Here is a 24,432-nt window from a genome sequence, read left to right on the forward strand (position 1 = left end):
GCGGAACATTTGCGGCACAATCGCGGGGCACAGAAGGACGAAGCGGCGATGGCGACACGGGCTCCCGAGGGGCGCTGGCAGGATAGGGTGGGCCATGTCGGCCGCCGGGGCGGGGCCATGATCGGCGCGCTCGCGATTCTGGCTGCCATCCTGCTCGCGGCCTTCGCACTCGCCAGCTACAAGCCCACCGATCCCGGACTGAACACCGCCGCCGGAGGGCCGCCCGGCAACGTGCTGGGCCTGCCGGGCGCCTGGGCCGCCGATCTGCTGCTGACGCTGATCGGCCTGCCGACCGTGCTGCTGCTGCCGCCCCTCGCTGTCGTGGCGCTTCGCCTGTGGCGCGGCGTCGGGCCCGGCCGCTGGAAGCGCATGCTGCCGATCGCGCTCGTCGCCATCATCCTGCTCGATGCGGCGCTGGGCTTGTTTCGGGGCGGGACGGGGCTGCCGCTGCCGGCCGGGCTCGGCGGAATCGTCGGCATCGGCGTGTCCGCGGCGGCGGAAGCCGGCCTCTCCCGCCTGCCCGATCCGGCACTGGCGCCCGCGATCCGTCTGGGCGGTGCCGCGCTCCTGCTGGCGATCGGGCTTACCGTGGCGCTGTATTCGCTCGGGCTGGACGCCGGCGAACGCGCCACCCTGTTTCGCCGCCGCGATCGCCTCGACGAGGCGGATGAGGATTTCGTGTATGACGAGGCGCCCGCCATGGCGGCGGCAACCCCCGCGAAGCGACCGGCCAAGCCCGCTCCCCGCGCCACGATCGTGCCCGACGATGACGAGCCGGCACCACGCACCACGATCACAGCGCCCGCGCCTGCCCCCGTCACCAGCCAGCGCGTCAATCGCGAGCGGCAGACCAATCTGGCGCTGGGCGATACGTGGGTGCTGCCCACGCTGGATCTGCTCGCGCCCGTGCCTGCGGGTGGCTCGCAGCCGATCGACAAGCCGTCGCTGGAGCGCAACGCGCGCCTGCTGGAAACCGTGCTCGAGGATTTCCACGTTCGCGGCCACATCACGGAGGTGCGCCCCGGCCCGGTCGTGACGATGTATGAACTGGAGCCGGCGGCCGGCATCAAGGCCAGCCGCGTCACCGCCCTTTCGGATGATATCGCGCGCAACATGTCCGCGCTCTCGGCGCGTATCGCCACCGTGCCGGGCCGCACGGTGATCGGCATCGAATTGCCCAACCAGAAGCGCGAGGCCGTCTCCTTTTCCGAGATGATCGCCAGCCGCACCTTCGAGGAGCAGGCGCCGGGCACGTTGCCGCTGATCCTGGGCAAGAATATCGCGGGCGATCCCGTCGTCGCCGATCTCGCGCCCATGCCCCACCTGCTCGTTGCCGGCACGACCGGATCGGGCAAGTCGGTCGGCCTGAACAGCATGATCCTGTCGCTTCTCTATCGGCTCACGCCGGACGAGTGCCGGATGATCATGATCGATCCCAAGATGCTGGAGCTCAGCATCTATGACGATATCCCCCACCTTCTGGCTCCCGTCGTGACGGAGCCGCCCAAGGCCATCCGCGCGCTGAAATGGGCGGTGGAGCAGATGGAGGATCGCTATCGGATGATGGCGTCGGTCGGCGTCCGCAGCCTCGCCTCGTTCAACGACAAGATCCGCGCCGCCAAGGCCAAGGGCCAGCCGCTCGGCCGCAAGGTGCAGACGGGATATGACGCCGACACCGGCCAGCCGATCTACGAGGAGGAGAAGCTCGAGTTCGAGCCGTTGCCCAAGATCGTGGTGGTGGTGGACGAGCTGGCCGATCTGATGATGACGGCCGGCAAGGAAGTGGAATTCCTGATCCAGCGGCTCGCGCAGAAGGCGCGCGCGGCGGGCATCCACCTCATCATGGCCACGCAGCGCCCCTCGGTCGACGTCATCACCGGCGTCATCAAGGCCAACCTGCCGACGCGCATCAGCTTCTCCGTCACCTCCAAGATCGATTCGCGCACTATCCTGGGCGAACAGGGCGCCGAGCAGCTGCTGGGCAAGGGCGACATGCTCTACATGCCCGGCGGCAAGCAGATCGTGCGCGTCCACGGCCCCTTCGTCTCGGACGACGAGGTTCGCGCCGTGGCCGATCACTGGAAGGCGCAGAAGGCCCCCGAATATATCTCGTCCGTCACCGAGGAGCCCGAGGACGGCAGCTTCGCGATGGACGGCGCCCCGGCCGGCGACGATTCGCCCGACGCGCAGCTTTATCGCAAGGCGGTGCAGGTGGTGGCGGAATCGCAGAAGGCATCGACCAGCTACGTCCAGCGCCAGCTCCGCATCGGCTATAATTCGGCCGCGCGCCTGATCGACCGGATGGAGAAGGAAGGTGTCGTCGGCTCCCCCGACCATGTCGGCCGCCGCGAAGTGCTGATCGACCGTAACGGCCAGCCGGTCTGACACCGCCGACCGGGCGCAGAGCAGGGATAGTCGCATGATCAAGCCATGGGTGGCGATCGCCGCCGCCGTCACGATTGCGGGCGCAGCATCGGCGCAGGGCCCGGCGACCGCTCCTTCCATCGCCCCGCCCGCCGCGATTACCGGCGATGGCGTGCCTTCGATCCCGGCCGCGCTGGCAGCCGCGACGAGGCCCTATCTGGAATATCGCACCGCCATCTTCGAGGGCTGGAACCCGAAGACCAGGGCCGCCTTGATCGCCACCAATTTCGGCAATACGCGCCAGCTTCATGAAATCGCCGCGCCGATGGGCGATCGGCGGCAAATCTCGTTCGAGGCGGACAATATCGCATCGGGCGAATATGCGCCGCCGGGTGACGCGCTGGTGCTACAGAAGGACGTTGGCGGCAGCGAATTCTGGCAGCTCTACACGCTCGATCACGGCCGGCTGACCTTGCTGACCGACGGCAGGAGCCGCAACGAAATGGGGCCGTGGACGCGCGACGGCCACTGGCTCGCCTACAGTTCCACGCGTCGCAACGGCACGGATACCGATCTCTACGCCGTCGATCCGCGTGACCCCAAAAGCGATCACATGATCGCGCAGATGAGCGGCGCCGGCTGGTCGATCACCGGCTTCACGCCGGACGGGACGAGCGCGATCGTGAAACATTATCGCTCGATCACCCGCAGCGAGCTTTTCCTGATGGATATCGAAGGCGGCGCGATGCGCCCGATCGGCGACCACGGGAAAGAGGTGGCCTATGGCGACGCCCGCTTCGCCAAGGACGGCGTCCTGTGGGCAACCTCCGACGAGGGATCGGATTTCCAGCGGCTCGGCACGATCGATCCCACCAGTGGTGTCTTCACGCCGATCGCCGGCCAGGCGAAATGGGATGTCGAATCATTCTCGATCTCGGCCGAAGGCGATTTCGTCGCCTTCGTCACCAACGAGGCCGGGGTCAGCCGACTCGGCATTCTCAATGCCCGCACCGGCACGGTGAGCCAGGTCACGAATCTGCCAACGGGCGTAATCTCCGCGCTGAAGGTCGCGCCCTGGGGTGAGATCGGCCTCAGCCTCGCCTCGGCGCGATCGGCCAGCGACATTTATTCGGTCGATCCCAAGACGCTGAAGGTGACGCGCTGGACGCAGAGCGAGACGGGCGGGCTGGATCCCGCCGCCAATGTCGAGCCGGAGCTGGTGACGGTGAAGAGCTTCGACGGGGAAGCGATATCGGGCTTTCTCTATCGGCCCGATCCGAAGAAATTCCCCGGCAAGCGGCCGCTGATCGTCGATATCCATGGCGGCCCGGAAAGCCAGACGCGCCCCGGCTTCCTCGGCCGCGCCAATTATTATCCGAACGAACTGGGCGTGGCGCTCTTCTATCCCAACGTCCGCGGATCGAACGGCTACGGCAAGCGCTTCCTCTCGCTCGACAACGGCCCGTTCAGGCGCGAGGATTCGGTGAAGGACATCGGCGCCTTCCTCGATCGCCTCGCCGCCGATCCGCAGATCGATGCCGCCCGCATCGGCGAAACCGGCGGCAGTTATGGCGGCTATATGTGCTACGCCACCGCCATCCGATATGGCGTGCGCCTGAAGGGCGGCATCTGCCAGCGCGCCATTTCCAGCTTCGTCTCGTTCCTGGAACATACGCAGAGCTATCGCCGGGATCTGCGCCGCGTCGAATATGGCGATGAACGCGATCCGAAGCAGCGCGCCAAGCTGCTCGCCATATCGCCGCTCACGCACATAGCCGATCTCAGGATCCCGCTCGTGATCGTCACCGGCGGCAATGATCCGCGCGTGCCGCCGTCCGAATCGGAACAGATGGTGAAAGCCGTCCGCGCGAATGGCGCGCCCGTATGGCACGTCTTCGCCGCCGACGAGGGGCATGGCTATGTGAAGAAGGAGAATCTCGACTATCAGTTCTGGGCGAGCCTCCTCTTCTGGCAGAAGACCCTGCTCGGCCCCGACGCGAAGTGAAGGGATGGAATTCAGTGCGGGTTCAATCCGCCGGCCCCATGGCGACGCGATGATCCGATATCCCGCCATGGCGCTTGCCGCCGCCTTCGCCACGCCCGTCCTTGCCGCCGCACCGGCGCCCGCACCGGACCTTCTCCAGGTCCAGGCGCATCTGCGCGCCGTTTCCACGATGACCGCCAATTTCGAGCAGATCGATGCCTATGGCCGCACCCGCAGCGGCGTGCTGACGCTCAAGCGCCCGGGCAAGATCCGCTTCCAATATGAAAAGAGCGTGCCGCTGCTGATCGTGGGCGATGGCAAGGCGCTGACCATGATCGACTATCAGGTGCGACAGGTTTCGCGCTGGCCGATCGGCGATTCGCCGCTGGCCGCCCTGATCGATCCGAATCGCGATCTTTCGAAATATGGCCGGCTGATTCCCGCGCCGGCCGGCAGGATCCTCGTCGAGGGGAAAGATCCGAAACATCCTGAATTCGGCACGATCACGATCGGCTTCACCAAGGCGCCGGGTGCGCCCGGCGGGCTCGTTCTGGCCGGGTGGACGGTGATGGACGCACAGGGGAATCGATCGACCGTCGTGCTTTCGAACCAGCAGTTCGGGATGGATATCAGCGACAAAACGTTTCTGTGGCGCGATCCGCGCCCACAAAGTCGCGGTCACTGATCAGCCATTCATGTTCGCGACAGGTCCCCTGTCCTAAACGGACTTTGCGGTCGCGGAGCCGCTCCTCGGATTCCCCCCTGTTCCCGAGGACAAAAAGGCCCGCTACCTGCCTGCGTGACGAACGCCAGGTCGGCCCTCGCTCCAAGCCCCCGGAGCGAGGGCCATTCCTTTTCCGATGACATCGGCGTGGTCGGCGGCTGCATTCGCAGTCTTGGCTCTCACACAGTTTCTGCCAGTCGCGCCAGCGCCGTGGCCCGTGCGGCTTCCCTTCCCGATAGTCATGCCGCGCAGCCGGGATGACGACGCGAATCGACGGAACGCCCGCCGCTGGCGAAACCCCGCCCCCGTCGCTACATCGCGCGCCTATGAGCAGCCTCAAGATCGCTTCGTGGAACATCAATTCGGTGCGGGCGCGGATCGGGATCGTCGAACAATTCCTCCGGACGGAGCAACCCGACATCCTCTGCCTGCAGGAAACCAAGGCGGCAGACGACGTCTTCCCCGCCGATGCCTTCCGCAAGCTCGGCTATATCCACCAAAGGCTGCACGGCCAGCGCATGCATCATGGCGTGGCGATCCTCAGCAAGGTGCCCTTCCGCGACGCATCCGATTCGTGCTGGCGCTATGACTGGCAGGATAATGGCGAGGCGCGCCATGTGGGCGTGTGGCTGGAAGCCGGCTTCCGGCTCGAAAATGTCTATGTGCCGGCTGGGGGCGATATTCCCGATCCGGCGCTCAACCCCAAATTCGCGCAGAAGCTGGCCTTCGTCGAGCGCATGACCGAATGGTCGCGCTGCCTGGATGAGCCGACGCTCATGGTCGGCGATTTCAACATCGCGCCGCTGGAATGCGATGTCTGGAGCCACAAGCAGCTGATCGACGTGGTCAGCCACACGCCGATCGAAGTGGAATTGCTCGGAAAATTGCAGGCCGCGCATGGCTGGGTGGATCTTGGCCGCCATTTCTATCCCGCGCCGGCCCGGCTTCATACCTGGTGGAGCTATCGCTCGCCCGACTGGACGGTGAATGATCGTGGCCGCCGGCTGGATCATATGTGGGCAAGCCCCGCGCTTGCCGCGAAGGCGACCCGCCACATCGTACACGAGCCCTGCCGCAACTGGCTGAAACCCTCCGATCACGTGCCGCTCGTAACCGAGTTCGACGTGTGAGCGGCACGGATCCGCGTGCCGCCGCGCGGGCGATCGATGCGCTGCGGCGCGGCTGGCCCGTCACCATCACGACCGATCATGGTGCCACCGCGATCCTGGCGGTCGAGACGGCGGACGACCTGCGGCTTGCGGATTATGATCCTGCGGGTGGCGCCGATCTGCTGCTATCCTCCCACCGCGCCACCGTGCTGAAGCTTGCCAACCAGCGCGACGCGGCGACGCCGGGCCTGCCCGTGCTGATCGAACGGGTGCGCTGGCTGGATCTTCCGGCGGCGCTGGCGCTGGCGGACCCTGCGAGCGACCTCGCGACGCCGCTCAAGGGCCCCTATCGCACGAAGCCGCTGATCGACGGCGCAGCCGCGGAGGCGGCGCTGGCGCTGGCCCGTCTGGCCGGACTGCTGCCCGCCCTGTTCCTCCGCGAAGGGGCGGCCGAAGGCTCCATCCCGGTAACGGCGGCGGATGTCGCCGGATATGAGGAACCTTCGAACCTCGCGATCGCCGCGCGCGCCCGGCTTCCCGTCACCGCCGCCGAGCAGGCCGAAATCATCGCCTTTCGGGGGCCGGCCGATTCCGCCGAGCATGTCGCGCTGGTGATCGGCACGCCGGACGGCACGCCGCCGCTCGTGCGCCTGCACAGCGAATGCCTGACCGGGGACGTCCTCGGCAGCCTGAAATGCGATTGCGGACCACAGTTGCACGAGGCGCTGCGCGAGATTGCGGGAAGCAGCTGGGGCATCCTCCTCTATCTGCGCCAGGAGGGGCGAGGGATCGGCCTCGTCAACAAATTGCGCGCCTATGCGCTGCAGGATCAGGGGTTCGACACGGTCGACGCCAATCTGCGGCTGGGCTTCGCGATCGACGCGCGCGATTTCGGCGTGGCCGCGCGAATGCTGGCCTTGCTGGGGCAGCGACGCATCCGGCTGCTCACCAACAATCCCGCCAAGGTGGCGGGGCTGGAGGCGAAGGGCATCCAGGTGGTGGAGCGCCTCCCGCTCGCCTTGCCTGCCAATCCGCATAATGCCCATTATCTGGACGTGAAGCGCGACCGGACCGGCCATCTTCTGTGATCCTGACGGTGGATACCGGCGCGGGCCTGTTGCGCGGCCCCACGGGTGAGATCGCCTGCAGCCTTGGCCGGAGCGGACCGATCGCGGCAGTGGACAAGCGCGAGGGCGATGGCGCCACGCCCCTCGGGGATTGGCCGATCCGGGGCCTTTTGCTGCGGCCGGATCGTATCGCGCCGATCCGCACGGCCTTGCCCTGGCGCTGGATCCGCGCCGATGACGGCTGGTCGGATGATGCCGCCGATCCGGCCTATAATCGCCCCGTTCGCCATCCCCATACGCATTCGGCCGAGCGGCTGTGGCGCGAAGACCCGCTCTATGATCTGATCGTCATACTCGGCCACAATGACGCGCCGCCCGCAGCCGGCATGGGCAGCGCGATCTTTCTCCATTGCTGGCGCGATCGGGCCACCACCGAAGGCTGCGTGGCGGTGGCGAAGACGGATCTGATCGCGCTGGTCGAGCGGCTAGCGCCGGGGGATGTGCTGCGGATCGCCTGAAACAGGCGAATGCCCCTGCCCGCGCGGGGGCCTGATATCAGCGAGCGACCTATGCCCGCTCGCCGAACAGTGCCGTCCCCACCCGAACGCAGGTGGCGCCCAGCATCGCCGCCGTCTCATAATCGCCCGACATGCCCATGCTGAGCCCGGACAGGCCATGGCGCCGCGCCAGCTCTCCCAACAACGCAAAATAGGGAGCCGCTTCCACGCCGGCAGGCGGCACCGCCATCAGGCCCACGATCGGAAGCCCCGCCGCGCGCGCCACATCGAGAAGGCCGGGCAGATCATCGATCGCGCAGCCGCCCTTTTGCGGCTCTTCCCCGATGTTCACCTGAATATAGCAATCCGGGCGTCGCCCTCCGGCCGCCATGGCTTCCGCCAGCGCCTTCACCAGCGACGGGCGATCGACCCCATGGATCGCATCGAACAGGGCCACCGCCTGCGCCGCCTTGTTCGACTGGAGCTGGCCGACGAGATGCAGGCGCACATCGGAAAATTCCGACTTGAGCGCGGGCCATTTCGCCTCGGCTTCCTGCACGCGATTCTCGCCGAAGCTGCGCTGGCCGGCCTCCAGCAGCGGCCGGATGGCATCCGCCGTGTGCATCTTGGAAATCGCGATCAGTTCGATCTCATCGGGCGCGCGACCGGCGAGGCCGGCGGCGCGCGAGAGCGCTGTTCGGACGACGCCGAGGCGCTGCGCTGCGGTGAGGGGTTCGGGCTGGGCCATCGCGCCCCTATAGGGAGGGGCATGCCCGCCTGCCATCCCGTACCGACGCTATGGCTGATGACCGACGAACGCGCCGATGGGACGCTGGAACAGGCGCTCGCGCGCCTGCCGCGCGGGGCCGGCATCGTCTTTCGACACCACGCCACGCCACCGGCCGGGCGGAAGGCGCGATTCGCGCAGGTGAGAAGGATCGCGAAGGCGCGTGGCCTGATCGTGATCCTCGCGGGCGATCCCCGCGATGCGATAGGCTGGCGTGCGGACGGCTGGCACGGACGATCGGCGCGACGCGTGCCCCTGCGTTTTCGTACCGCCCCGGCGCACGATCTTGCCGAACTCGTCGCCGCGCGCCGCGCCGGCGTGGATGTCGCTTTCCTGTCGCCCGTCTTTCCGACCCGTTCGCATCCCGGCTCATCCGCGCTGGGGCCGCTGCGATTCGGGCTGATCGCGCGAGGAGCGGGCATCAGGGTGGCGGCACTCGGCGGCATGACGCCACGCCGCTATCGCCGGCTGGCCATGCTGGGCGCATCGGGCTGGGCGGCGATCGACGCCTGGACCAGCTGATCCCGTGAACCGGGAAAGCCGCCTCAGAAGCGGAAAGTGGTGCCCAGATAGACGGACTGGCTATCGCGGCGATCATCCACCAGCGACTGGAACTGCTCGCGCTGCGCGCGATAGCGGATGCCGCCCGTCACATCGAGATTGTGGGTGAGCGAATACGTCGTGCCGAGGCCCAGCGACCAGCTTTCATCGATGCCAACCGCCACCGGCCGATCACCGGAGGCGCGATCCGCCGCCAGATCCAGCTTCGTCGCCCAGCGGCGGCCATAATAAGCCAGACCGATATCGGCCGATTCGCGGCCCTCGGGCAGCAAGCCGCCATCCGTGCGCGACATATCGCCCGAAATCGCGAATCGCTTCCAGCCGACCGACATGCCCAGGCTGTAGGCCGAAGGCGCGATATCGCTGGCGATCTGCAGGTTCCGCGCGGCTTCCGCCTTGGTGATGATGCGCGAGCGCACCGCGACCGTGATCGCCCGGCTCTTGGCCGGCGTGCCCGGCGTGAAACGGAAGGCGCCGCCCGCGAAATTCGAGGTGCCGAGGCCGCTGCGGGCGAAGGCGGCGGCCATACGCGGATCGGCGGCGGCCGGCGTGAACGCGCCGAAGCCAGCGCCCGAAAGGACCTGAGGCTTGGCGGCCTTGGTACGGGAGGAACGGGCCTCAGCCGGCGCGAACGACAGCGCGGCGACGAGCGCGAGTGCGCCGCCCCATTTCGCCATCCTGTTCACAACGCCGCTCATCTTGCCCAGACTCACCCCTCAACGGATCCCGCCTATCATGAAGTCCGCGCAACGTTCCACGGCATTCATGGAATCTTTTCGGCCTGTTGCAGCTTATCCACAGGGGGAATACCCCATCGTTAAAGCTGCGACGGGCCGCGCTTGCGGGCTCGCCGGACCATCTATAACGGTGCCGCACTTTCGCAAGCCACAGTTCCAAGGTTTTTGCTCCATGATCCGTGTCGCCCGCATCGCCCTCGGCATCGCCCTCTGCGCGAGCCTTACCGCCTGCGGCGGCGGCCTTTTCGGGAGGCACGGGAAAAAAGCGCCGACCGCCAAGGAGCTTGCCCCGGCGCGGATCACCACGATCGGCGTCAACGCCTATCTGTGGCGCGCCACGCTCGACACGCTTTCCTTCATGACGATCGCGCAGACCGATTCCAACGGCGGCGTCATCGTCACCGAATGGTATGTGAACCCGGCGGTGCAGACCGAACGGATGAAAGCATCCGTCACGATCCTGGATCAGGAGCTGCGCGCCGATGCGCTGCGCGTCTCCACCGCGCGCCAGATCTTCCAGAACGGCCAGTGGATCGATACGTCGGTTGCGGCCGGCACCAACCAGAAGCTGGAGGAAGTGATCCTCCAGAAGGCGCGCGACCTGCGGCGCAACGCCGCCGGCTGATCCTGGCATGACCGAAGATCGCACGACGGCGGATCGGGCAGCGGCGCGCTTCGATCCGGGCGTGGCGGATTCCCGCTGGCAGCGGGAATGGGCCACGCGCGGCACTTTCCATGCCGATGACGCGAGTCCCAAGCCCAAAAGCTACGTGCTCGAGATGTTCCCCTATCCATCGGGGCGCATCCACATGGGCCATGTCCGCAACTATACGATGGGCGACGTGCTCGCCCGCTTCCGGCGGATGACGGGCCATGAGGTGCTCCATCCGATGGGATGGGACGCCTTCGGCATGCCGGCCGAGAATGCGGCGATGGAAAAGGGCGTCCATCCCGGCAGCTGGACGCGCGCCAATATCGCGGCGATGCGCGAACAGCTTCAGCGCATCGGCTTCGCACTGGACTGGAGCCGCGAACTCGCCACCTGCGAGCCCGATTATTACGGGCAGGAACAGGCCCTGTTCCTCGACATGTTCGAGGCGGGGCTCGTCTATCGCAAGGAGAGCGCGGTCAACTGGGATCCGGTCGACATGACCGTGCTCGCCAACGAGCAGGTGATAGACGGGCGCGGCTGGCGCTCGGGCGCCCTGGTCGAGCGGCGCAAGCTCAGCCAGTGGTTCCTGAAGATCACCGATTTTGCCGACGAGCTGCTGGAAGGGCTGGATGGCCTCGACCATTGGCCGGACAAGGTGAAGCTGATGCAGGCCAACTGGATCGGTCGATCCCGGGGCCTGCGCTTCCGTTTCGCGCTGGAAGGCGCGCCGCTGCCGAACGTCGAGGTGTTCACCACGCGGCCTGATACGATCTTCGGCGCGTCCTTCGTGGCCGTATCGGTCGATCATCCGCTGGCGCAGGCGCTTGTCGCCGCCGGCACGCCGGGGCTGGAGGATTTCATCGCCGAGTGCCGCCGCACCGGCACGGCGGCGGCCGAGATCGAGACGGCCGAGAAACTGGGCTTCGATACGGGCCTTTCCGCTGTCCACCCGCTGGATCCGGCCTGGAAGCTGCCCGTCTTCATCGCCAATTTCGTGCTGATGGAATATGGGACGGGCGCCGTGTTCGGCGTGCCGGCGCACGACCAGCGCGATCTCGATTTCGCGCGCAAATATATGCTGCCCGTCACGCGCGTCGTCGCGGCCTCGCCCGAGGACAGGGACGCGCCGATCCATGACGAGGCGGATACGGCGCCCGGCCTGATCGTCAATTCGCGCTTCCTTGATGGCATGGCATCGGAAGATGCCAAGGCCGCGGTGATCGGCCGCGCGGAAGGCGAGGGCTGGGGCGTCGGCACCACCGTCTTCCGCCTGCGCGACTGGGGAGTGAGCCGCCAGCGTTACTGGGGCACGCCAATTCCGGTGATCCACTGCGACGGCTGCGGCGTCGTACCCGTGCCCAAGGATCAGCTGCCGGTCGTCCTGCCCGAGGACGTCAGTTTCGACATTCCGGGCAACCCGCTCGACAGGCACCCGACATGGAAGCATGTCGATTGCCCGAAATGCGGGAGCCCTGCCCGGCGCGAGACCGACACGCTGGATACTTTTGCGGATTCTTCCTGGTATTTCATACGCTTCGCAAGCGCGCCCGGAAACAGGCCGTTCGACAAAGCCGTGGCCGAAAGCTGGCTGCCCGTGGGCCAGTATATTGGCGGCGTCGAGCATGCGATCCTTCACCTGCTCTATGCGCGCTTCTGGACACGCGCCTTGAAGCGGATCGGCCGGCTCGACATAGCCGAGCCTTTCACCGGCCTGTTCACCCAGGGCATGGTGACGCACGAAACCTACCAGACGAAGGTGGAGCTCCCCGCGACGCCTGAGGAAAAGGCGGCGCTCGGCACCGATACGGTCGTGGTTTCGACCTGGGTGGGAACCGATGAACTGGATCGCCGCCCCGAGGGCCTGTTCCAGAAGGACACCGATCATCCGATCCATGTCGGCCGCGTCGAAAAGATGTCGAAGTCGAAGAAGAATGTGGTCGATCCCGCGCCCATTCTCGATCGCTACGGCGCCGATGCGGTCCGCTGGTTCATGCTTTCGGATAGCCCGCCCGAGCGCGATCTCGAATGGTCGCTCGCCGGGATCGAGGGCGCGGCACGCCTCGTCCAACGCGTCTGGCGCCTGACGGAACCGACCGAAGAATCGGCGGGCGGGAAGGGCGATATCGCTCTCAAGCGTCTGCTCCACCGCACGATCGCGGGCATCGCCGAGGATATCGAGGCGCTCCAGTTCAACAAGGCCGTCGCCAAGATCTTCACGCTCGTCGGCGCGCTCGAAAAGGCGGCGCCCTCGCCGGAGCGTGAAGAGGCGGCGCGCACGCTGATCCTGCTCGTCAGCCCGATGATCCCGCATCTTGCGGAATCGGCCTGGGAGCGGATCGGGGGCGGGGGGCTCGTCGCGGATGCCGCCTGGCCCGATGCGGATCCCGCTCTGCTGGTGGACGATGAGGTGACGATCGCCATCCAGGTCAACGGCAAGCTGCGCGATACGGTCGCGGTCGCCAAGGGCAGCGCCAGGGATGCGCTGGAGGCGCTCGCTGTCGGCAATGCCAAGGTACAGGCGATTCTCGCTGGCGCGGAGCCCAGGAAAGTGATCGTCGTGCCCGATCGACTGGTGAATATCGTCGCATGAAGCGTATCGCGGCCCTGATCCTGCTCGCGGGCACGATGCCGCTGCTGGGCGGCTGCGGGCTCCACCCGCTTTATGCCGCCGGTGACAGGGGGCCCGTCGCGCAGACGCTCGGCACGGTCGAAATCGGGCCGATCGCGGGCAAGAATGGCTGGCTGGTGCGGACCGCGCTGGAAGATCGCCTCGGCAAGGCCGGGCAGTCCCGTTACCGGCTCGATGTGGAGCTGGACGATCAGATCCTCGGCGTCGGCGTCCGAACCGACAACACCGTGACGCGCGAACGGCGCACGCTGCGCGCACGCTACAAGCTGGTCGATATCGAGGCGGGCACCGTGCTGCTCGATGCGACGGCGGGGTCAGACGCCGGCATCGACGTCGTCACCTCCGAATATGCGGTGCTTGCGGCCGAGCAGAGCGCGCTGGAGCGACTTTCGGGCGAGGTGGCGGACCAGATCGTCGCCCGCGTCGCGCTCTACGCCTCGCATCTCAAGACAGCGGCACGATGAAGCCGGCCGAGGCGCGGCTGGTCCGCGCGCTCGACGCCGCCGATCCCGATATCCGGCTCTATCTGCTCCATGGCCCCGACGAGGCCGGCGCGCGCGCCCTGGCCGCGCGGCTGGGCAAGGCGCTAGGCCCCAAAGCCGAGCGCATCGACATGACATCCGCGCAGCTCAAGGGCGATCCGGCCCGGCTGGCGGACGAGGCGGCGTCCATTTCCATGTTCGGCGGTCGGCGCTGGATCCGGCTCGATCCGGCCACCGACGACGCCGTCGAGGCGATTGCCGCGTTGCTGGAGGCCCCCGCCGCCGGCAATCCGGCGGTGGCGATCGGGCCTGGATTGCGCAAGGATTCGAAGATCGTGAAGGCGGCCTCCGCCAGCGGCGTGGCGATCGTCCATGCCTGTTATCCGCCGGAAGGGCGCGATGCCGATGGGCTGGCGGCCGAAATGGGCCGTGCACTCGGCCTGTCGATGCGCAACGACGTTGCCCGCCGGCTGATGGTGGCTGCCTCGAACGACCGGTCCGTGCTGGCGCAGGAGCTGGAAAAGCTTGCCCTGTTCGTCGATGCGGCGCCGGATCGGGTGCGCGAGATCGGCCATGATGCGCTGGATGCGCTGGGCGCGGGGATAGAGGAGGGGGATCTCACGCGCCTGTCCCACGCCGTCTTCGGCGGCGATGTCGCGATCGCGGACGAGGAGCTGAAACGGCTCGCCAGCGAAGGGATGGAGGGCGTGCCTGTGCTCCGCGCTCTCGGCCGCCGCGCGCTGCTGCTCGCCCAGTTGCGGGGCCAGATGGAAAGCGGGGAGGGGATCGACCGGGTGATGGAAACGTCCGGCCGCGCCATCTTCTGGAAGGAGAAGGACGCGGTCCGCTCCGAACTCGGCCGCTGGAACGTAGCCTCTCTTGCCACCGCCATCGGCCGACTGGGAGAAGCGGAACGGCGATTGAAGGCCAGCGGCTATCCGGGGAGCTTCGTGGCGGAGGAGGAGATCCTCGCCGTCAGCCGCCACGCCGCGCGGCGGCGATAGGACTAATCGGACAGGCCGCAGCCCGATCGGATCAGATCGGGCCGCCGTTCAGCCGCTGGCAGATCAGATCCAGCTGATCGAGCGTCGAATAACCGATCGTCACCGTGCCGCCCTTGGGGCCATGGGCGATCGTCACCTTGAGACCGAGCAGGTCGCTCAGCTGCCGCTCCAGCGCCTCGGTATCAGCATCACTGCCCTTATATTCGATCGGGCCGGGGCGGCTGCTCTTGCCTTTCGCCTGGCGCGCAAGCCGCTCAGTATCGCGCACCGAAAGCCCCTCTCGGATCACCTGCTCCGCCAGCGCGGCAGGATCCTGCGCGGTAATCAGCGCCCGGGCATGGCCCATGGTGAGGCGTCCATCGGCGAGAGCGAGACGCACCTCCGGGGGCAGATCGAGCAAACGCAGCAGATTGGCGATATGGCTGCGCGATTTGCCGACAAGCTTGCCGAGTACCTCCTGCGTATGCCCGTATTCGGCAGCAAGCCGTTGATAAGCTTCGGCTTCTTCGATCGCATTGAGATCCTGCCGCTGGATATTCTCAATGATCGCGAGTTCCAGCGTCTCCGCATCGTTCATCGTGCGGACGATCGCGGGCACCTGATGCAGCTGCGCGCGCTGCGCCGCGCGCCAACGCCTTTCCCCCGCGACGATCTGGTAGCCGCTATCCTGCGTGCGCACGATGATCGGCTGGAGCAAGCCGCGTGCCTTCAGCGATGCCGCCAGTTCCTCCAGCGCCGTCTCGTCGAAATGGCGACGCGGCTGATCGGGATTGGGATGGATCGCACCCACATCGATCATGCGAATACCGCCGTCGCGCGGGGCGGCGGGATCGATCGGCTGCTCGCGCTGAACATCGCCGAGCAGTGCAGACAGCCCGCGTCCCAGGCCCCGTTTCACCTCGTTCATGCCGCAGCCTTGGTAGTCGGCTGCTGGGGCAGGCGGCCGATCATCTCACGGACGAGCGCGATATAGGCCTCCGACCCCGGGCAGCGATGATCGTAGACGAGCGCCGGCAGCCCATGGCTCGGCGCCTCCGAAAGACGAACATTCCGGGGGATGACGGTTTCGAAGACGAGATCACCGATCACGGCGCGCACATCCTGCGCGACCTGTTCCGAAAGGCGATTGCGGCGATCATACATGGTGAGGGCGATTCCGAGAATGACGAGATCGGGATTGAGCCGCTGGCGCACGCGCTCCACCGTGTGGAGCAGCTGGCTGAGACCCTCGAGCGCGAAAAATTCGCACTGGAGCGGCACGAGCAGGGAAGAGGAGGCGACAAGCGCATTGATCGTCAGCAGGCCCAGCGACGGCGGACAATCGATCAGACAGATGTCCCACCGTTCATTGGCCTGATCCAGCGCCTTGGCCAGCCGATGCGCGCGATCCGGCTCGTCCACCAGCTCCACCTCGATCGCCGAGAGATCCTGCGTGGCCGGAACGATATCCAGCTTGGGGATGCCGGTAGGCCGGACGACATCGTCCAGCCGCGCGGCGCCGGTCATCAACTGATAGGAGGATTGCGCGCGGCTGTTCTGATCGACGCCAAGCCCGGTCGAAGCATTGCCCTGCGGATCGAAATCGATCAGCAGCACGCGCAGCCCGGTCGCGGCGAGGCCCGTCGCAAGGTTGATCGCGCTCGTCGTCTTGCCGACGCCACCCTTCTGATTCGCGATCGCGATCCGGTTCATCCGCGCTTCCTCCTTACGCCCTGCGCCACGACGATCGCCGAATCGGGATCGGAGAGACTCGGCACAAGCTGCATCTCACCCTGCCACTCCCGCCGCGCCTCCGCTACCTCGTCGGCGGCAGAACGGCCCTTCGGCAGCAGCCAAATCGTGCTTTCCGTCGCATGGGCCGCGGCCATGTGGAACAGGGCAGGCAGGGCGGCGACGGCGCGCGCGCTGATAATCGAGACCTTCCCCTCGAGCGGCGCTGTTTCCACGCGGGATGCGAAAACCTTGACGCGATCCGCGACCCCCAACGTTTCCGTCACCTCTCGAAGGAAAGCGGCTCTCTTGGATCGCGGCTCGACGAGCATGGTAGGGCCAGGACGCATGATGCCGACCACGATTCCCGGAAATCCACCACCCGATCCGATGTCGAGCCAGGTACCGACGCGCTCGTTCGCCAGCCAGATAAGCTGGGCGGAGTCCAGAATGTGGCGGCTCCACATGATCGGAAGCGTCGAGGGAGCGATCAGATTCTGACGCTCATTCTCGGACGAAACCAGCTCGGCGAGCTGTTCCAGCCGGGCGAATGTTTCATGTGGAACATTCGACGCGACGCGCGCCTTCGCATCCTGCTCGATCATGCCGCGCGACGAACCGCAGCGAGGATCGCGGTCAAGGCAGCGGGCGTGATGCCGCGAACGCGCCCGGCATCCGCCAGGGTCGCGGGTCGCGCCCGATCAAGCCGCTCCACCATCTCATGAGAAAGGCCGGCGACATCGCCGAAGCGCGCGATCTTAGCGAGGCCGATGGCGGCATCGCCACCACGCCGCGCTTCCTCGTCCCGATGCTGCCGCTCGACATAAGGTCGATACGCGATATCCGCCAAAGCCTCCTCAAGGGCGTCCCTGTCGTGGGACAGAAGTTCGGGCGATATGCGAAGCAGATCAGACAGCGGAGCACTCCGCGCGATCGCCTCGCCATGCGGTTGCAAGGCTGCGAGGCAGGCCCGCCTGGACGAAAGATATGGATCGAGCGCTGCCTCACGATCAGGAGAGAGAACACCCAGTTCACGTGCGAACGGCCCAAGCCGGACTATCGCATTGTCCGCCCGGAGATGAAGCCTGAATTCCGCGCGTGAGGTCAGCATGCGGTAGGGCTCCGTCACGCCCTGCAGCACGAGATCATCGATCATTACGCCGATATAGGATTGGGTGCGATCAAAGCGCGCTGGCGCCTGCCCGGCGACATAACGAGCCGCACCGATACCGGCGACAAGCCCCTGCGCTCCCGCTTCCTCATAGCCGGTCGTTCCATTGATCTGCCCGGCGCAATAGAGGCCGGCGATGCTCCGCACGCCGAGGCCGTGATCGAGGATACGAGGGTCGATATGATCATATTCGACGGCATAGCCGGGTTGCAGGATCCTGGCCTGCTCCAGACCGGGAATGGAGGCGATCATCACCTGCTGCACATCGAGCGGCAGTGAGGTCGAAAGACCGTTCGGATAGACAGCATGGTCGTCCAGGCCCTCGGGTTCGAGGAATATCTGGTGGCCATCACGATCACCGAAGCGAACGATCTTGTCTTCCACGGACGGACAATAGCGGGGGCCGACCCCCTCAATGACGCCGGCATAAAGAGGCGATCGATCGAGATTCGCCCGGATCACATCATGCGTTGCACGTGAGGTGCGCGTGATCGCGCAGGCCAGCTGGGGCAGGGGCCGCGCCGGTGATGCGGGAGAAAAAGTCCATCCGTCCTCATCGCTGGGCTGGGTTTCGAGAACGGCCCAGTCGATCGTCCGGCCGTCGAGGCGGGGAGGGGTTCCCGTCTTCAGTCGCGCGAGCGGCAGGCCCAGCGAAGCGATCTGGCGGGCAAGCGGATGCGCACCCGGTTCGCCGATCCGGCCGCCATCGCACGTCTCCATTCCGAAGTGGAGGCGACCGCCGAGAAAAGTCCCCGTTGCCAGCACCGCGGCACGGCCCCGGATGGCCCGACCATCCTCCAGGACAACGCCGGCTATCTCGCCCCGTTCGATCTGGAGCGCCCCAACGCTGCCTTCGATGATCCGCAAATTCGGTATCGAGCGGATATCGGCCTGAATGGCCGCATGAAAGCGCCTGCGATCCGCCTGCACGCGGGGGCCACGTACGGCGGCCCCCTTCGATCGATTGAGCATCCGATAGTGGATCGCGGCCTGATCGGCGGCACGGGCCATAAGCCCGTCACAGGCATCGAGTTCGCGAACGAGGTGTCCCTTGCCAATTCCTCCGATGGCCGGATTGCACGACATGGCCCCGATCATATTGGCGCGGGCCGTAACGAGGATGACATCGGCGCCGCAACGCGCCGCCGCCGCCGCCGCCTCGGCCCCGGCATGCCCTCCACCAATGATGATAACGTCCGCGCCGACCATGGATGCGCCTTTAGCGGGTCCTCCGCCGATGTTCCATGTGGAACTATTTGCCGAGGCAGAAGCGGCCAAACAGGCTGTCGAGCATCTCCTCGACACCGGCCCGGCCCGTCAGCCGATCGAGTGCGTCACGACAGAGACGCAGATGCTCGGCCTGCAAAACCGGATCGCCGTTGGTCCGCGCGGCATCCAGCTCCGCCGCGAAAAGGGACACGAGATCGCGCTGGCGTCGATTGAGGGCGAGCTCATCATCGCGTCCTACGAGTTGCCGGCACCGCTCATTGATGCGGCTGCGTAGCGCCAACAGGCTGTCGGGCTCATGGATCGAGACGCGAAGGCTGCCCGGCGGCATGATATCGTCCCGCTCATCGGCGCGGGTGTGGAGGAACAGGCTGCGTTCGGGTGCGGGGCTCTCCTCCGGCGCGCCGCACCAGAGGAGAAGATCGGCCATCTCGATTGCATCTTGCGCGCGGGCAATGCCAAGCTGCTCGATATGCTCCTCCGCCTCCCGCAGGCCCGCCGTGTCCGTCAGCAGGATCGCATGACCGTCGAGCCGGACCGGCGCCTCGATCACATCGCGCGTCGTGCCGGCGATCGGCGTCGCCAGCGCCACGTCTCTTCCAGCTATAGCATTGATAAGGGTAGATTTTCCTGAATTTGGGGGGCCGGCTGCCACTATCCTCACGCCATCGCGCAATCGCTCGGCCGGGGGAGCTGCCAAAATAGCCCTGGCCTCGTCGGCCAGAGCCGTCAGCGGTGCCGCGATCGAAAGATCGGTGCCAACCTCCTCATCCGCCTCGCCAAATTCGATCGCGGCCTCGATCCGGGCCGACAGATCGAGCAGCGCGGCCCGCCATCGCTCTATGATCCGCCCCAGTCCACCCTCGGCCATGCGCAGCGCGCGCGCATGCTGGCCAGCCGTTTCGGCCTCGAGCAGATCGGCCAGCCCCTCGGCCGCAGTGAGATCGATCCGGCCGTTGAGGAAAGCGCGCCGCGTGAACTCGCCCGGCGCCGCCAGACGCAGGCCGGGAAATGCCGCCAGCCGATCCAGCAGGGCGGCAACCACCGCGCGCCCGCCATGGAGATGGAATTCGGCCAGATCCTCGCCCGTGGCGGAGGCGGGGCCAGGCATCCACAACAGCAAGGCCCGATCGATCAGACCGCCTTCGCCATCGTGGAGGGCCGCATGCGTCGCCCGTCGCGGCTCGGGCAGCTTCGCCACGATTTCCCGGAGCGCCATCGCCGCCAGCGGCCCGCTCAGCCGGACGATCGCGATCGCCGCCGGCGGCGCTCCGCTCGAAAGCGCGAAGATCGTATCCCCCGCAGGGGCGGGCATCACTTCTTGGCCGATCCCGTCATCTGATCGATCAACTGCTTCCATACGCCGAAGCCCACTTCACCCATCGGCGTCCATGCGCGCATCATATTCTCCACCGCCTCCGGGGAGAAGCCTTCGCCCATCGTCTGCTTCAGCTTGTCCATGTAAAGCTCGTGGATCGGCGCCATATCCGGCAGCCCCATCAGCCGGCGTGCCTCTTCCGGTGTGCAATCGATGTTCATCGTGATGTTCATGGGCCAAGGCTTCCCGTTGCGCGAGGTCCCGGGATTGGTAGAGGATCAAAGGGATACCGTCGAGGGACGCCCGTATCGCGCGCCTGACGGACCGATCGGAAGGATGGCATCGCATGACCGACATGATGGAAGTGGCCGCGATTGACGGCTCAGGCAGCTTCCCGGTCTATCGCGCGCTTCCGGCTGGCACGCCCAAAGCCGCGATCATCGTGATCCAGGAGATATTCGGTGTGAATGCCGGCATTCGCAAAAAGGCGGATGACTGGGCGGCGCTCGGCTATCTCGCGCTGGCACCAGACATGTTCTGGCGGTTCGCACCCGGCTTCGATGTCGATCCGGATGTGCCGGAACAGATGGCCCATGCATTTGAAATTCGTACGAAATTCAATGTCGACAAGGGCATACAGGATGTAGAGGCGGTGATCCGCGCCGCCCGCGCGCTGATGACGGGCGGCAAGGTCGGCATTGTCGGCTTCTGCATGGGCGGCCGCGTCTCCTATCTCGCCGCCACGCGCACCGATATCGATGCGAGCGTGGGCTTCTATGGGGCGGGAATCGATGCGGCCCTCGGCGAATCCCATGCGATCGCGAAGCCGCTATTGCTCCATTTCGCCGATCAGGATCATTTCATCGGCGCCGAGGCGCTGTCCGCGATCCATGCCGCGCTGGATCCCAACGCGCATGTGACGATCGAGGAGTATCCCGGCGTCGATCACGGCTTCGCCGATACGTTCGGCAAGAGGCGGAGCGGGGAGGCTGCGAGCCTGGCGGAAGCGCGGACGCGCGATTTCTTTGCGGAGCATCTGGCATGAGCGACTATCGCATCGTTCTCCGGGCCACGGGCGGACCGGAGATGATGGAGCGCGAGCCTGTCGGACATATCGTGCCCGGCGCGGGCGAAGTGATCGTCCGGAATACGGCGATCGGCCTCAATTTCATCGATACTTATTATCGCCGTGGCGCCTATCCGCTGCCGCTCCCCAGCGGGCTCGGCTCCGAGGCGGCGGGCATGATCGAAACGGTCGGCGAAGGCGTGACCGGTTTGAAGCCCGGCGATCGCGTGGCTTATGCGGGCGCACCACTGGGCGCCTATGCCACCGTCCGCGCCTATCCCGCCCGGAATCTCGTTATCCTGCCGGATGCCATCGACGATCGCACGGCCGCGGCCGTGATGCTGAAGGGCATGACCGCCGATCTTCTGGTCGGCGAATGCGGCAACGTGCAGCCGGGCCAGACGGTGCTCGTCCATGCCGCCGCCGGTGGCGTGGGTTCACTGCTCGTCCCCTGGATCAAGGCATTGGGCGCCACCGTCATCGCCCATGTGGGCTCTCCGGAAAAAGGGGAGCGGGTCCGTGCGCTGGGCGCAGATCATGTGCTCCACGGCGCCTTCGATACGCTGGAGGAAGACGTCCGCGCGATCAGCCCCGCTGGCGTCGATCTGGTGCTCGACAGCGTGGGGAAAGCGAGCCTGCCAGCCTCGATCGCCTGCGTGGCCAGACGCGGCCTAGTTGTCAGTTACGGCAATGCCTCCGGCGCACCCGATCCCGTATCGCCCGCCACGTTGCAGAGAGCGGGCTCGGTCTTCCTCACCCGGCCCACCATGTTCGATTATGTGGATACGCGCGAAAGGCTAGAGGCCGCCGCCGCGCGCCTGTTCGCACGGATAGCGGATGGCACGCTCAAGGTGGAAATCGGCCAGACCTTCCCGTTGGCGGATGTCGCCGAAGCCCATCGTGCGCTGGAAGGCCGCAAGACCATCGGATCGACCGTCCTGATTCCCTGAGCCGGCCCTCACCCCCCGAAGGGGCGGCGCTCAAAAGATCGAGAGGATTCCCACGGAGGGATTGGTGAACCCGTCATGGATCATCCTGGCCGCGACATACAGGATCACCAGCAGGCCGAGATAGGCGATCCAGCGATAGCGATCGATCACCTTGGCCAGCACGTTTGCGGCGACGCCCATCAGGATCACGGAGAGGATCAGGCCGATGATCAGGATGCCGGGATGATCGCGCGCCGCGCCGGCCACCGCCAGCACATTGTCCAGGCTCATGCTCACATCGGCAACGGCAACGGCCCAGGCAGCCGCCGCGAAGCTCCGCGCGGGCTTCACATCCTCACGCTCTTCGGTCTTGCGATCGTCCCGCAACTCGCGCCACATCTTCCACGCGACCCACAGCAGCAGCAGCCCGCCCGCCAGAACGAGACCGACGACCTGCAATAATTGCGTGACGATCAGCGCGAACAGAACGCGCAGCACCAGCGCGGCCAGGATTCCAATCAGGATCACCTTGCGCCGCTGATCGGCGGGCAGGCCCGCCGCGAGCGCGCCGACGACGATCGCATTGTCGCCGGCCAGCATCACATCGATCATCAGAACCTGGCCGAACGCCGCGAGCGTCGCGGGCGAACCGAGATTGGCGAAATCAGCGACGATGTGCTGCCAGAGTTCGAGCATCCGTCGCTGTTATCCGGCCGGGACGGGACTGTCGATGATCGACGGCCCAAAGTAGGTCACATCGGGTATCGGCTCGTAAAAATGATGGAGAAGGGCGCGCCAGCGTCGATAGCGATCCGAAAGTCGAAATCCGTCGCGATGACTCTCCACGTCCTTCCACCGCACCAGCAGCAGATAGAGGCCCAATTCCTCGGCCGCGGGCCTCACCTCGATATCCTCGAAGCCGGCCGACGCGGCGATCAACGGAATCGCATCGCGCAGCGCCGCCTCGAACGCCCCGCTCTCTCCGTCACGGATCCGGAGCAGGGCATGTTCGAGGATCACGCGCGGCGCTTTACTGGTTCATCGAATCGAAGAAATCCTCGTTCGTCTTGGAATCCTTCATCTTGTCGAGGAGGAATTCCATCGCGTCGGTTGTGCCCATCTGCATCAGGATTCGGCGGAGCACCCACATCTTCGAGAGCTTCGCCTTGTCGAGCAGCAGCTCTTCCTTGCGCGTGCCGGACTTGCCGACATCCATCGCCGGGAAGATGCGCTTGTCGGCCACCTTGCGATCGAGGACGATTTCGGAGTTGCCGGTGCCCTTGAACTCTTCGAAGATCACTTCGTCCATGCGGCTACCGGTGTCGATCAGCGCGGTAGCGATGATGGAGAGCGAACCGCCTTCCTCGATGTTGCGGGCCGCGCCGAAGAAGCGCTTCGGGCGCTGGAGCGCGTTGGCGTCGACACCGCCCGTCAGCACCTTGCCCGACGAAGGGACGACGGTGTTGTAGGCACGGCCGAGGCGCGTGATCGAATCCAGCAGGATCACCACGTCCTTCTTGTGCTCAACGAGACGCTTGGCCTTCTCGATCACCATCTCGGCGACGGCGACGTGGCGCGTCGCCGGCTCGTCGAAGGTGGAGGAGACGACCTCGCCCTTCACCGATCGCTGCATGTCCGTCACTTCCTCGGGCCGCTCGTCGATCAGCAGCACGATCAGGAATACCTCGGGATGATTGTCCGTAATGGCCTTGGCCATATTCTGGAGCATCACCGTCTTGCCGACGCGCGGCGGCGCCACGATCAGGGTGCGCTGGCCCTTGCCCTGCGGCGAGACGAGATCGATCACGCGGGCCGACTTGTCCTTCACGGTCGGATCGGCAGGATCGAGCGTCAGCTTCTGTTCGGGATAGAGCGGCGTCAGATTGTCGAAATTGACGCGGTGGCGGACTGCCGACGGATCGTCGAAATTGACCTGGGTGAGCTTGGTGAGCGCGAAATAGCGTTCGCCGTCCTTGGGCTCGCGGATCTCGCCTTCCACCGTGTCACCGGTGCGCAGGCCGAACTTCCGGACCTGGTTGGGAGAGACATAGATATCGTCTGGCCCGGCCAGATAATTGGCCTCTGGGCTGCGCAGGAAGCCGAAGCCATCCTGCAGCACCTCGATCGTGCCCAACCCCAATATCTGCTCGCCTTCCTCGGCCTCTGCCTTGAGGATGCCGAACATCAGATCCTGCTTGCGCATCGTCGATGCGCCCTCGACGCCACGTTCCTCGGCCATGGCGACCAGTTCGGCGGGAGTCTTCTTCTTGAGGTCTTTCAGATGCATCTGGGCAGTCCGGTGTGGGTCGGGGAGGGGAGAATGCGCGGGCAAAAGCGGGCGACATTCTGCTGAGCTTGGAGGCTGGAGGCCGCCGCAGGACGCGGGTGGCCGTTGGCGAGGGCGTAAATGCCGC

The 24,432-nt window shown here is 66.1% G+C and carries 24 protein-coding genes; 13 read left to right on the forward strand and 11 right to left on the reverse strand.

The genetic code is table 11. The features are described from left to right. Positions 1 to 48: 48 nt before the first annotated feature. From DI605_RS02780 to DI605_RS02805, 6 genes are all read left to right on the forward strand, one after another. Complete coding sequence (locus DI605_RS02780) at positions 49 to 2,385, forward strand: DNA translocase FtsK 4TM domain-containing protein (RefSeq protein WP_293968707.1); 2,337 nt, start codon at positions 49 to 51, stop codon at positions 2,383 to 2,385. 34 nt (positions 2,386 to 2,419) lie between these two features. Continuing rightward, positions 2,420 to 4,369, forward strand: coding sequence for a prolyl oligopeptidase family serine peptidase (locus DI605_RS02785; RefSeq protein ID WP_293968709.1), 1,950 nt, complete (start codon positions 2,420 to 2,422; stop codon positions 4,367 to 4,369). Between the two features lie 49 nt (positions 4,370 to 4,418). Beyond that, positions 4,419 to 5,033 (forward strand): outer membrane lipoprotein carrier protein LolA, encoded by a 615-nt coding sequence (locus DI605_RS02790; RefSeq protein ID WP_293968711.1) that lies wholly within the window; start codon positions 4,419 to 4,421, stop codon positions 5,031 to 5,033. Between the two features lie 365 nt (positions 5,034 to 5,398). Next, positions 5,399 to 6,202: an exodeoxyribonuclease III gene (locus DI605_RS02795; protein ID WP_293968713.1), complete on the forward strand. Its 804-nt coding sequence runs from the start codon at positions 5,399 to 5,401 to the stop codon at positions 6,200 to 6,202. Continuing rightward, a complete protein-coding gene (gene ribA / locus DI605_RS02800; RefSeq protein ID WP_293968715.1) occupies positions 6,199 to 7,269 on the forward strand; it encodes a GTP cyclohydrolase II in 1,071 nt (356 codons plus the stop codon). The genes DI605_RS02795 and ribA overlap by 4 nt, the downstream gene beginning before the upstream one ends. Next, positions 7,269 to 7,766, forward strand: coding sequence for a L,D-transpeptidase family protein (locus DI605_RS02805; RefSeq protein WP_293968902.1), 498 nt, complete (start codon positions 7,269 to 7,271; stop codon positions 7,764 to 7,766). The genes ribA and DI605_RS02805 overlap by 1 nt, the downstream gene beginning before the upstream one ends. A 49-nt stretch (positions 7,767 to 7,815) precedes the next feature. Here DI605_RS02805 and DI605_RS02810 read toward each other — a convergent pair whose 3' ends face one another. Beyond that, complete coding sequence (locus DI605_RS02810; RefSeq protein WP_293968717.1) at positions 7,816 to 8,493, reverse strand: YggS family pyridoxal phosphate-dependent enzyme; 678 nt, start codon at positions 8,491 to 8,493, stop codon at positions 7,816 to 7,818. Between the two features lie 57 nt (positions 8,494 to 8,550). Between DI605_RS02810 and DI605_RS02815 the strand changes: the two genes are divergently transcribed. After that, the gene (locus DI605_RS02815) at positions 8,551 to 9,054 is read left to right on the forward strand and encodes a thiamine phosphate synthase (protein WP_293968719.1); all 504 of its coding nucleotides are present in this window, start codon (positions 8,551 to 8,553) and stop codon (positions 9,052 to 9,054) included. 23 nt (positions 9,055 to 9,077) lie between these two features. On the opposite strand, the gene DI605_RS02820 is transcribed toward DI605_RS02815, so the two are convergent. Continuing rightward, on the reverse strand, positions 9,078 to 9,791 hold the full coding sequence (locus tag DI605_RS02820; protein ID WP_293968721.1) for a hypothetical protein: 714 nt from the start codon (positions 9,789 to 9,791) through the stop codon (positions 9,078 to 9,080). 211 nt (positions 9,792 to 10,002) lie between these two features. Between DI605_RS02820 and DI605_RS02825 the strand changes: the two genes are divergently transcribed. The 4 genes from DI605_RS02825 to holA are packed head-to-tail and all read left to right on the forward strand — an operon-like array spanning position 10,003 to position 14,597. Further along, complete coding sequence (locus tag DI605_RS02825; RefSeq protein WP_293968723.1) at positions 10,003 to 10,455, forward strand: DUF3576 domain-containing protein; 453 nt, start codon at positions 10,003 to 10,005, stop codon at positions 10,453 to 10,455. Positions 10,456 to 10,462: 7 nt separating this feature from the next. Then, the gene (gene leuS / locus DI605_RS02830; RefSeq protein ID WP_293968725.1) at positions 10,463 to 13,072 is read left to right on the forward strand and encodes a leucine--tRNA ligase; all 2,610 of its coding nucleotides are present in this window, start codon (positions 10,463 to 10,465) and stop codon (positions 13,070 to 13,072) included. Continuing rightward, positions 13,069 to 13,575: an LPS assembly lipoprotein LptE gene (gene lptE, locus DI605_RS02835; RefSeq protein ID WP_293968727.1), complete on the forward strand. Its 507-nt coding sequence runs from the start codon at positions 13,069 to 13,071 to the stop codon at positions 13,573 to 13,575. Before leuS ends, lptE begins: the two co-directional genes overlap by 4 nt. Continuing rightward, positions 13,572 to 14,597 carry a DNA polymerase III subunit delta gene (holA, locus tag DI605_RS02840; RefSeq protein ID WP_293968729.1) on the forward strand — a complete coding sequence of 342 codons (1,026 nt, stop codon included), beginning with the start codon at positions 13,572 to 13,574 and terminating at the stop codon, positions 14,595 to 14,597. The genes lptE and holA overlap by 4 nt, the downstream gene beginning before the upstream one ends. A 31-nt stretch (positions 14,598 to 14,628) precedes the next feature. On the opposite strand, the gene DI605_RS02845 is transcribed toward holA, so the two are convergent. Genes DI605_RS02845 through DI605_RS02870 form a run of 6 tightly spaced genes read right to left on the reverse strand, consistent with a single transcriptional unit; the run spans position 14,629 to position 20,256 of the window. Beyond that, positions 14,629 to 15,504 (reverse strand): ParB/RepB/Spo0J family partition protein, encoded by an 876-nt coding sequence (locus DI605_RS02845; protein WP_293968731.1) that lies wholly within the window; start codon positions 15,502 to 15,504, stop codon positions 14,629 to 14,631. Beyond that, entirely contained in the window at positions 15,501 to 16,289 is a 789-nt protein-coding gene (locus DI605_RS02850) for an AAA family ATPase (RefSeq protein WP_293968733.1), read from the reverse strand. Before DI605_RS02850 ends, DI605_RS02845 begins: the two co-directional genes overlap by 4 nt. Beyond that, positions 16,286 to 16,912, reverse strand: a complete 627-nt coding sequence (gene rsmG, locus DI605_RS02855) for a 16S rRNA (guanine(527)-N(7))-methyltransferase RsmG (RefSeq protein ID WP_293968735.1) — start codon at positions 16,910 to 16,912, stop codon at positions 16,286 to 16,288. Before rsmG ends, DI605_RS02850 begins: the two co-directional genes overlap by 4 nt. Next, positions 16,909 to 18,687, reverse strand: coding sequence for a tRNA uridine-5-carboxymethylaminomethyl(34) synthesis enzyme MnmG (mnmG, locus tag DI605_RS02860; protein ID WP_293968737.1), 1,779 nt, complete (start codon positions 18,685 to 18,687; stop codon positions 16,909 to 16,911). The genes rsmG and mnmG overlap by 4 nt, the downstream gene beginning before the upstream one ends. Positions 18,688 to 18,730: 43 nt before the next feature. Further along, positions 18,731 to 20,020, reverse strand: coding sequence for a tRNA uridine-5-carboxymethylaminomethyl(34) synthesis GTPase MnmE (gene mnmE / locus DI605_RS02865; protein WP_293968738.1), 1,290 nt, complete (start codon positions 20,018 to 20,020; stop codon positions 18,731 to 18,733). Continuing rightward, a complete protein-coding gene (locus DI605_RS02870; RefSeq protein WP_293968740.1) occupies positions 20,020 to 20,256 on the reverse strand; it encodes a DUF6489 family protein in 237 nt (78 codons plus the stop codon). Before DI605_RS02870 ends, mnmE begins: the two co-directional genes overlap by 1 nt. 113 nt (positions 20,257 to 20,369) lie before the next feature. Between DI605_RS02870 and DI605_RS02875 the strand changes: the two genes are divergently transcribed. Beyond that, the gene (locus DI605_RS02875; RefSeq protein WP_293968742.1) at positions 20,370 to 21,068 is read left to right on the forward strand and encodes a dienelactone hydrolase family protein; all 699 of its coding nucleotides are present in this window, start codon (positions 20,370 to 20,372) and stop codon (positions 21,066 to 21,068) included. Then, positions 21,065 to 22,039: a quinone oxidoreductase gene (locus DI605_RS02880; protein WP_293968744.1), complete on the forward strand. Its 975-nt coding sequence runs from the start codon at positions 21,065 to 21,067 to the stop codon at positions 22,037 to 22,039. The genes DI605_RS02875 and DI605_RS02880 overlap by 4 nt, the downstream gene beginning before the upstream one ends. 30 nt (positions 22,040 to 22,069) lie before the next feature. Here DI605_RS02880 and DI605_RS02885 read toward each other — a convergent pair whose 3' ends face one another. Genes DI605_RS02885 through rho form a run of 3 tightly spaced genes read right to left on the reverse strand, consistent with a single transcriptional unit; the run spans position 22,070 to position 24,305 of the window. Beyond that, positions 22,070 to 22,714, reverse strand: a complete 645-nt coding sequence (locus DI605_RS02885; protein ID WP_293968746.1) for a YjbE family putative metal transport protein — start codon at positions 22,712 to 22,714, stop codon at positions 22,070 to 22,072. Between the two features lie 9 nt (positions 22,715 to 22,723). After that, complete coding sequence (locus DI605_RS02890) at positions 22,724 to 23,038, reverse strand: antibiotic biosynthesis monooxygenase (RefSeq protein WP_293968748.1); 315 nt, start codon at positions 23,036 to 23,038, stop codon at positions 22,724 to 22,726. Positions 23,039 to 23,048: 10 nt separating this feature from the next. Then, a complete protein-coding gene (gene rho / locus DI605_RS02895) occupies positions 23,049 to 24,305 on the reverse strand; it encodes a transcription termination factor Rho (protein WP_293968750.1) in 1,257 nt (418 codons plus the stop codon). Between the last annotated feature and the right edge of the window lie 127 nt (positions 24,306 to 24,432).

Origin of the sequence: Sphingomonas sp. (assembly GCF_003248515.1) — a bacterium.
Taxonomy (GTDB): domain Bacteria; phylum Pseudomonadota; class Alphaproteobacteria; order Sphingomonadales; family Sphingomonadaceae; genus Sphingomonas_I.

What these genes read in the sequence shown, in the direction of transcription:
- DI605_RS02780 (WP_293968707.1), top strand. Translation starts at nt 49, where the DNA reads ATGGCGACACGGGCTCCCGAGGGGCGCTGGCAGGATAGGGTGGGCCAT.
- DI605_RS02785 (WP_293968709.1), top strand. Translation starts at nt 2,420, where the DNA reads ATGATCAAGCCATGGGTGGCGATCGCCGCCGCCGTCACGATTGCGGGC.
- DI605_RS02790 (WP_293968711.1), top strand. Translation starts at nt 4,419, where the DNA reads ATGATCCGATATCCCGCCATGGCGCTTGCCGCCGCCTTCGCCACGCCC.
- DI605_RS02795 (WP_293968713.1), top strand. Translation starts at nt 5,399, where the DNA reads ATGAGCAGCCTCAAGATCGCTTCGTGGAACATCAATTCGGTGCGGGCG.
- DI605_RS02810 (WP_293968717.1), bottom strand. Translation starts at nt 8,493, where the DNA reads ATGGCCCAGCCCGAACCCCTCACCGCAGCGCAGCGCCTCGGCGTCGTC.
- DI605_RS02815 (WP_293968719.1), top strand. Translation starts at nt 8,551, where the DNA reads ATGACCGACGAACGCGCCGATGGGACGCTGGAACAGGCGCTCGCGCGC.
- DI605_RS02820 (WP_293968721.1), bottom strand. Translation starts at nt 9,791, where the DNA reads ATGAGCGGCGTTGTGAACAGGATGGCGAAATGGGGCGGCGCACTCGCG.
- DI605_RS02825 (WP_293968723.1), top strand. Translation starts at nt 10,003, where the DNA reads ATGATCCGTGTCGCCCGCATCGCCCTCGGCATCGCCCTCTGCGCGAGC.
- leuS (WP_293968725.1), top strand. Translation starts at nt 10,463, where the DNA reads ATGACCGAAGATCGCACGACGGCGGATCGGGCAGCGGCGCGCTTCGAT.
- lptE (WP_293968727.1), top strand. Translation starts at nt 13,069, where the DNA reads ATGAAGCGTATCGCGGCCCTGATCCTGCTCGCGGGCACGATGCCGCTG.
- holA (WP_293968729.1), top strand. Translation starts at nt 13,572, where the DNA reads ATGAAGCCGGCCGAGGCGCGGCTGGTCCGCGCGCTCGACGCCGCCGAT.
- DI605_RS02845 (WP_293968731.1), bottom strand. Translation starts at nt 15,504, where the DNA reads ATGAACGAGGTGAAACGGGGCCTGGGACGCGGGCTGTCTGCACTGCTC.
- DI605_RS02850 (WP_293968733.1), bottom strand. Translation starts at nt 16,289, where the DNA reads ATGAACCGGATCGCGATCGCGAATCAGAAGGGTGGCGTCGGCAAGACG.
- rsmG (WP_293968735.1), bottom strand. Translation starts at nt 16,912, where the DNA reads ATGATCGAGCAGGATGCGAAGGCGCGCGTCGCGTCGAATGTTCCACAT.
- mnmG (WP_293968737.1), bottom strand. Translation starts at nt 18,687, where the DNA reads ATGGTCGGCGCGGACGTTATCATCATTGGTGGAGGGCATGCCGGGGCC.
- mnmE (WP_293968738.1), bottom strand. Translation starts at nt 20,020, where the DNA reads ATGCCCGCCCCTGCGGGGGATACGATCTTCGCGCTTTCGAGCGGAGCG.
- DI605_RS02870 (WP_293968740.1), bottom strand. Translation starts at nt 20,256, where the DNA reads ATGAACATCACGATGAACATCGATTGCACACCGGAAGAGGCACGCCGG.
- DI605_RS02875 (WP_293968742.1), top strand. Translation starts at nt 20,370, where the DNA reads ATGACCGACATGATGGAAGTGGCCGCGATTGACGGCTCAGGCAGCTTC.
- DI605_RS02880 (WP_293968744.1), top strand. Translation starts at nt 21,065, where the DNA reads ATGAGCGACTATCGCATCGTTCTCCGGGCCACGGGCGGACCGGAGATG.
- DI605_RS02885 (WP_293968746.1), bottom strand. Translation starts at nt 22,714, where the DNA reads ATGCTCGAACTCTGGCAGCACATCGTCGCTGATTTCGCCAATCTCGGT.
- rho (WP_293968750.1), bottom strand. Translation starts at nt 24,305, where the DNA reads ATGCATCTGAAAGACCTCAAGAAGAAGACTCCCGCCGAACTGGTCGCC.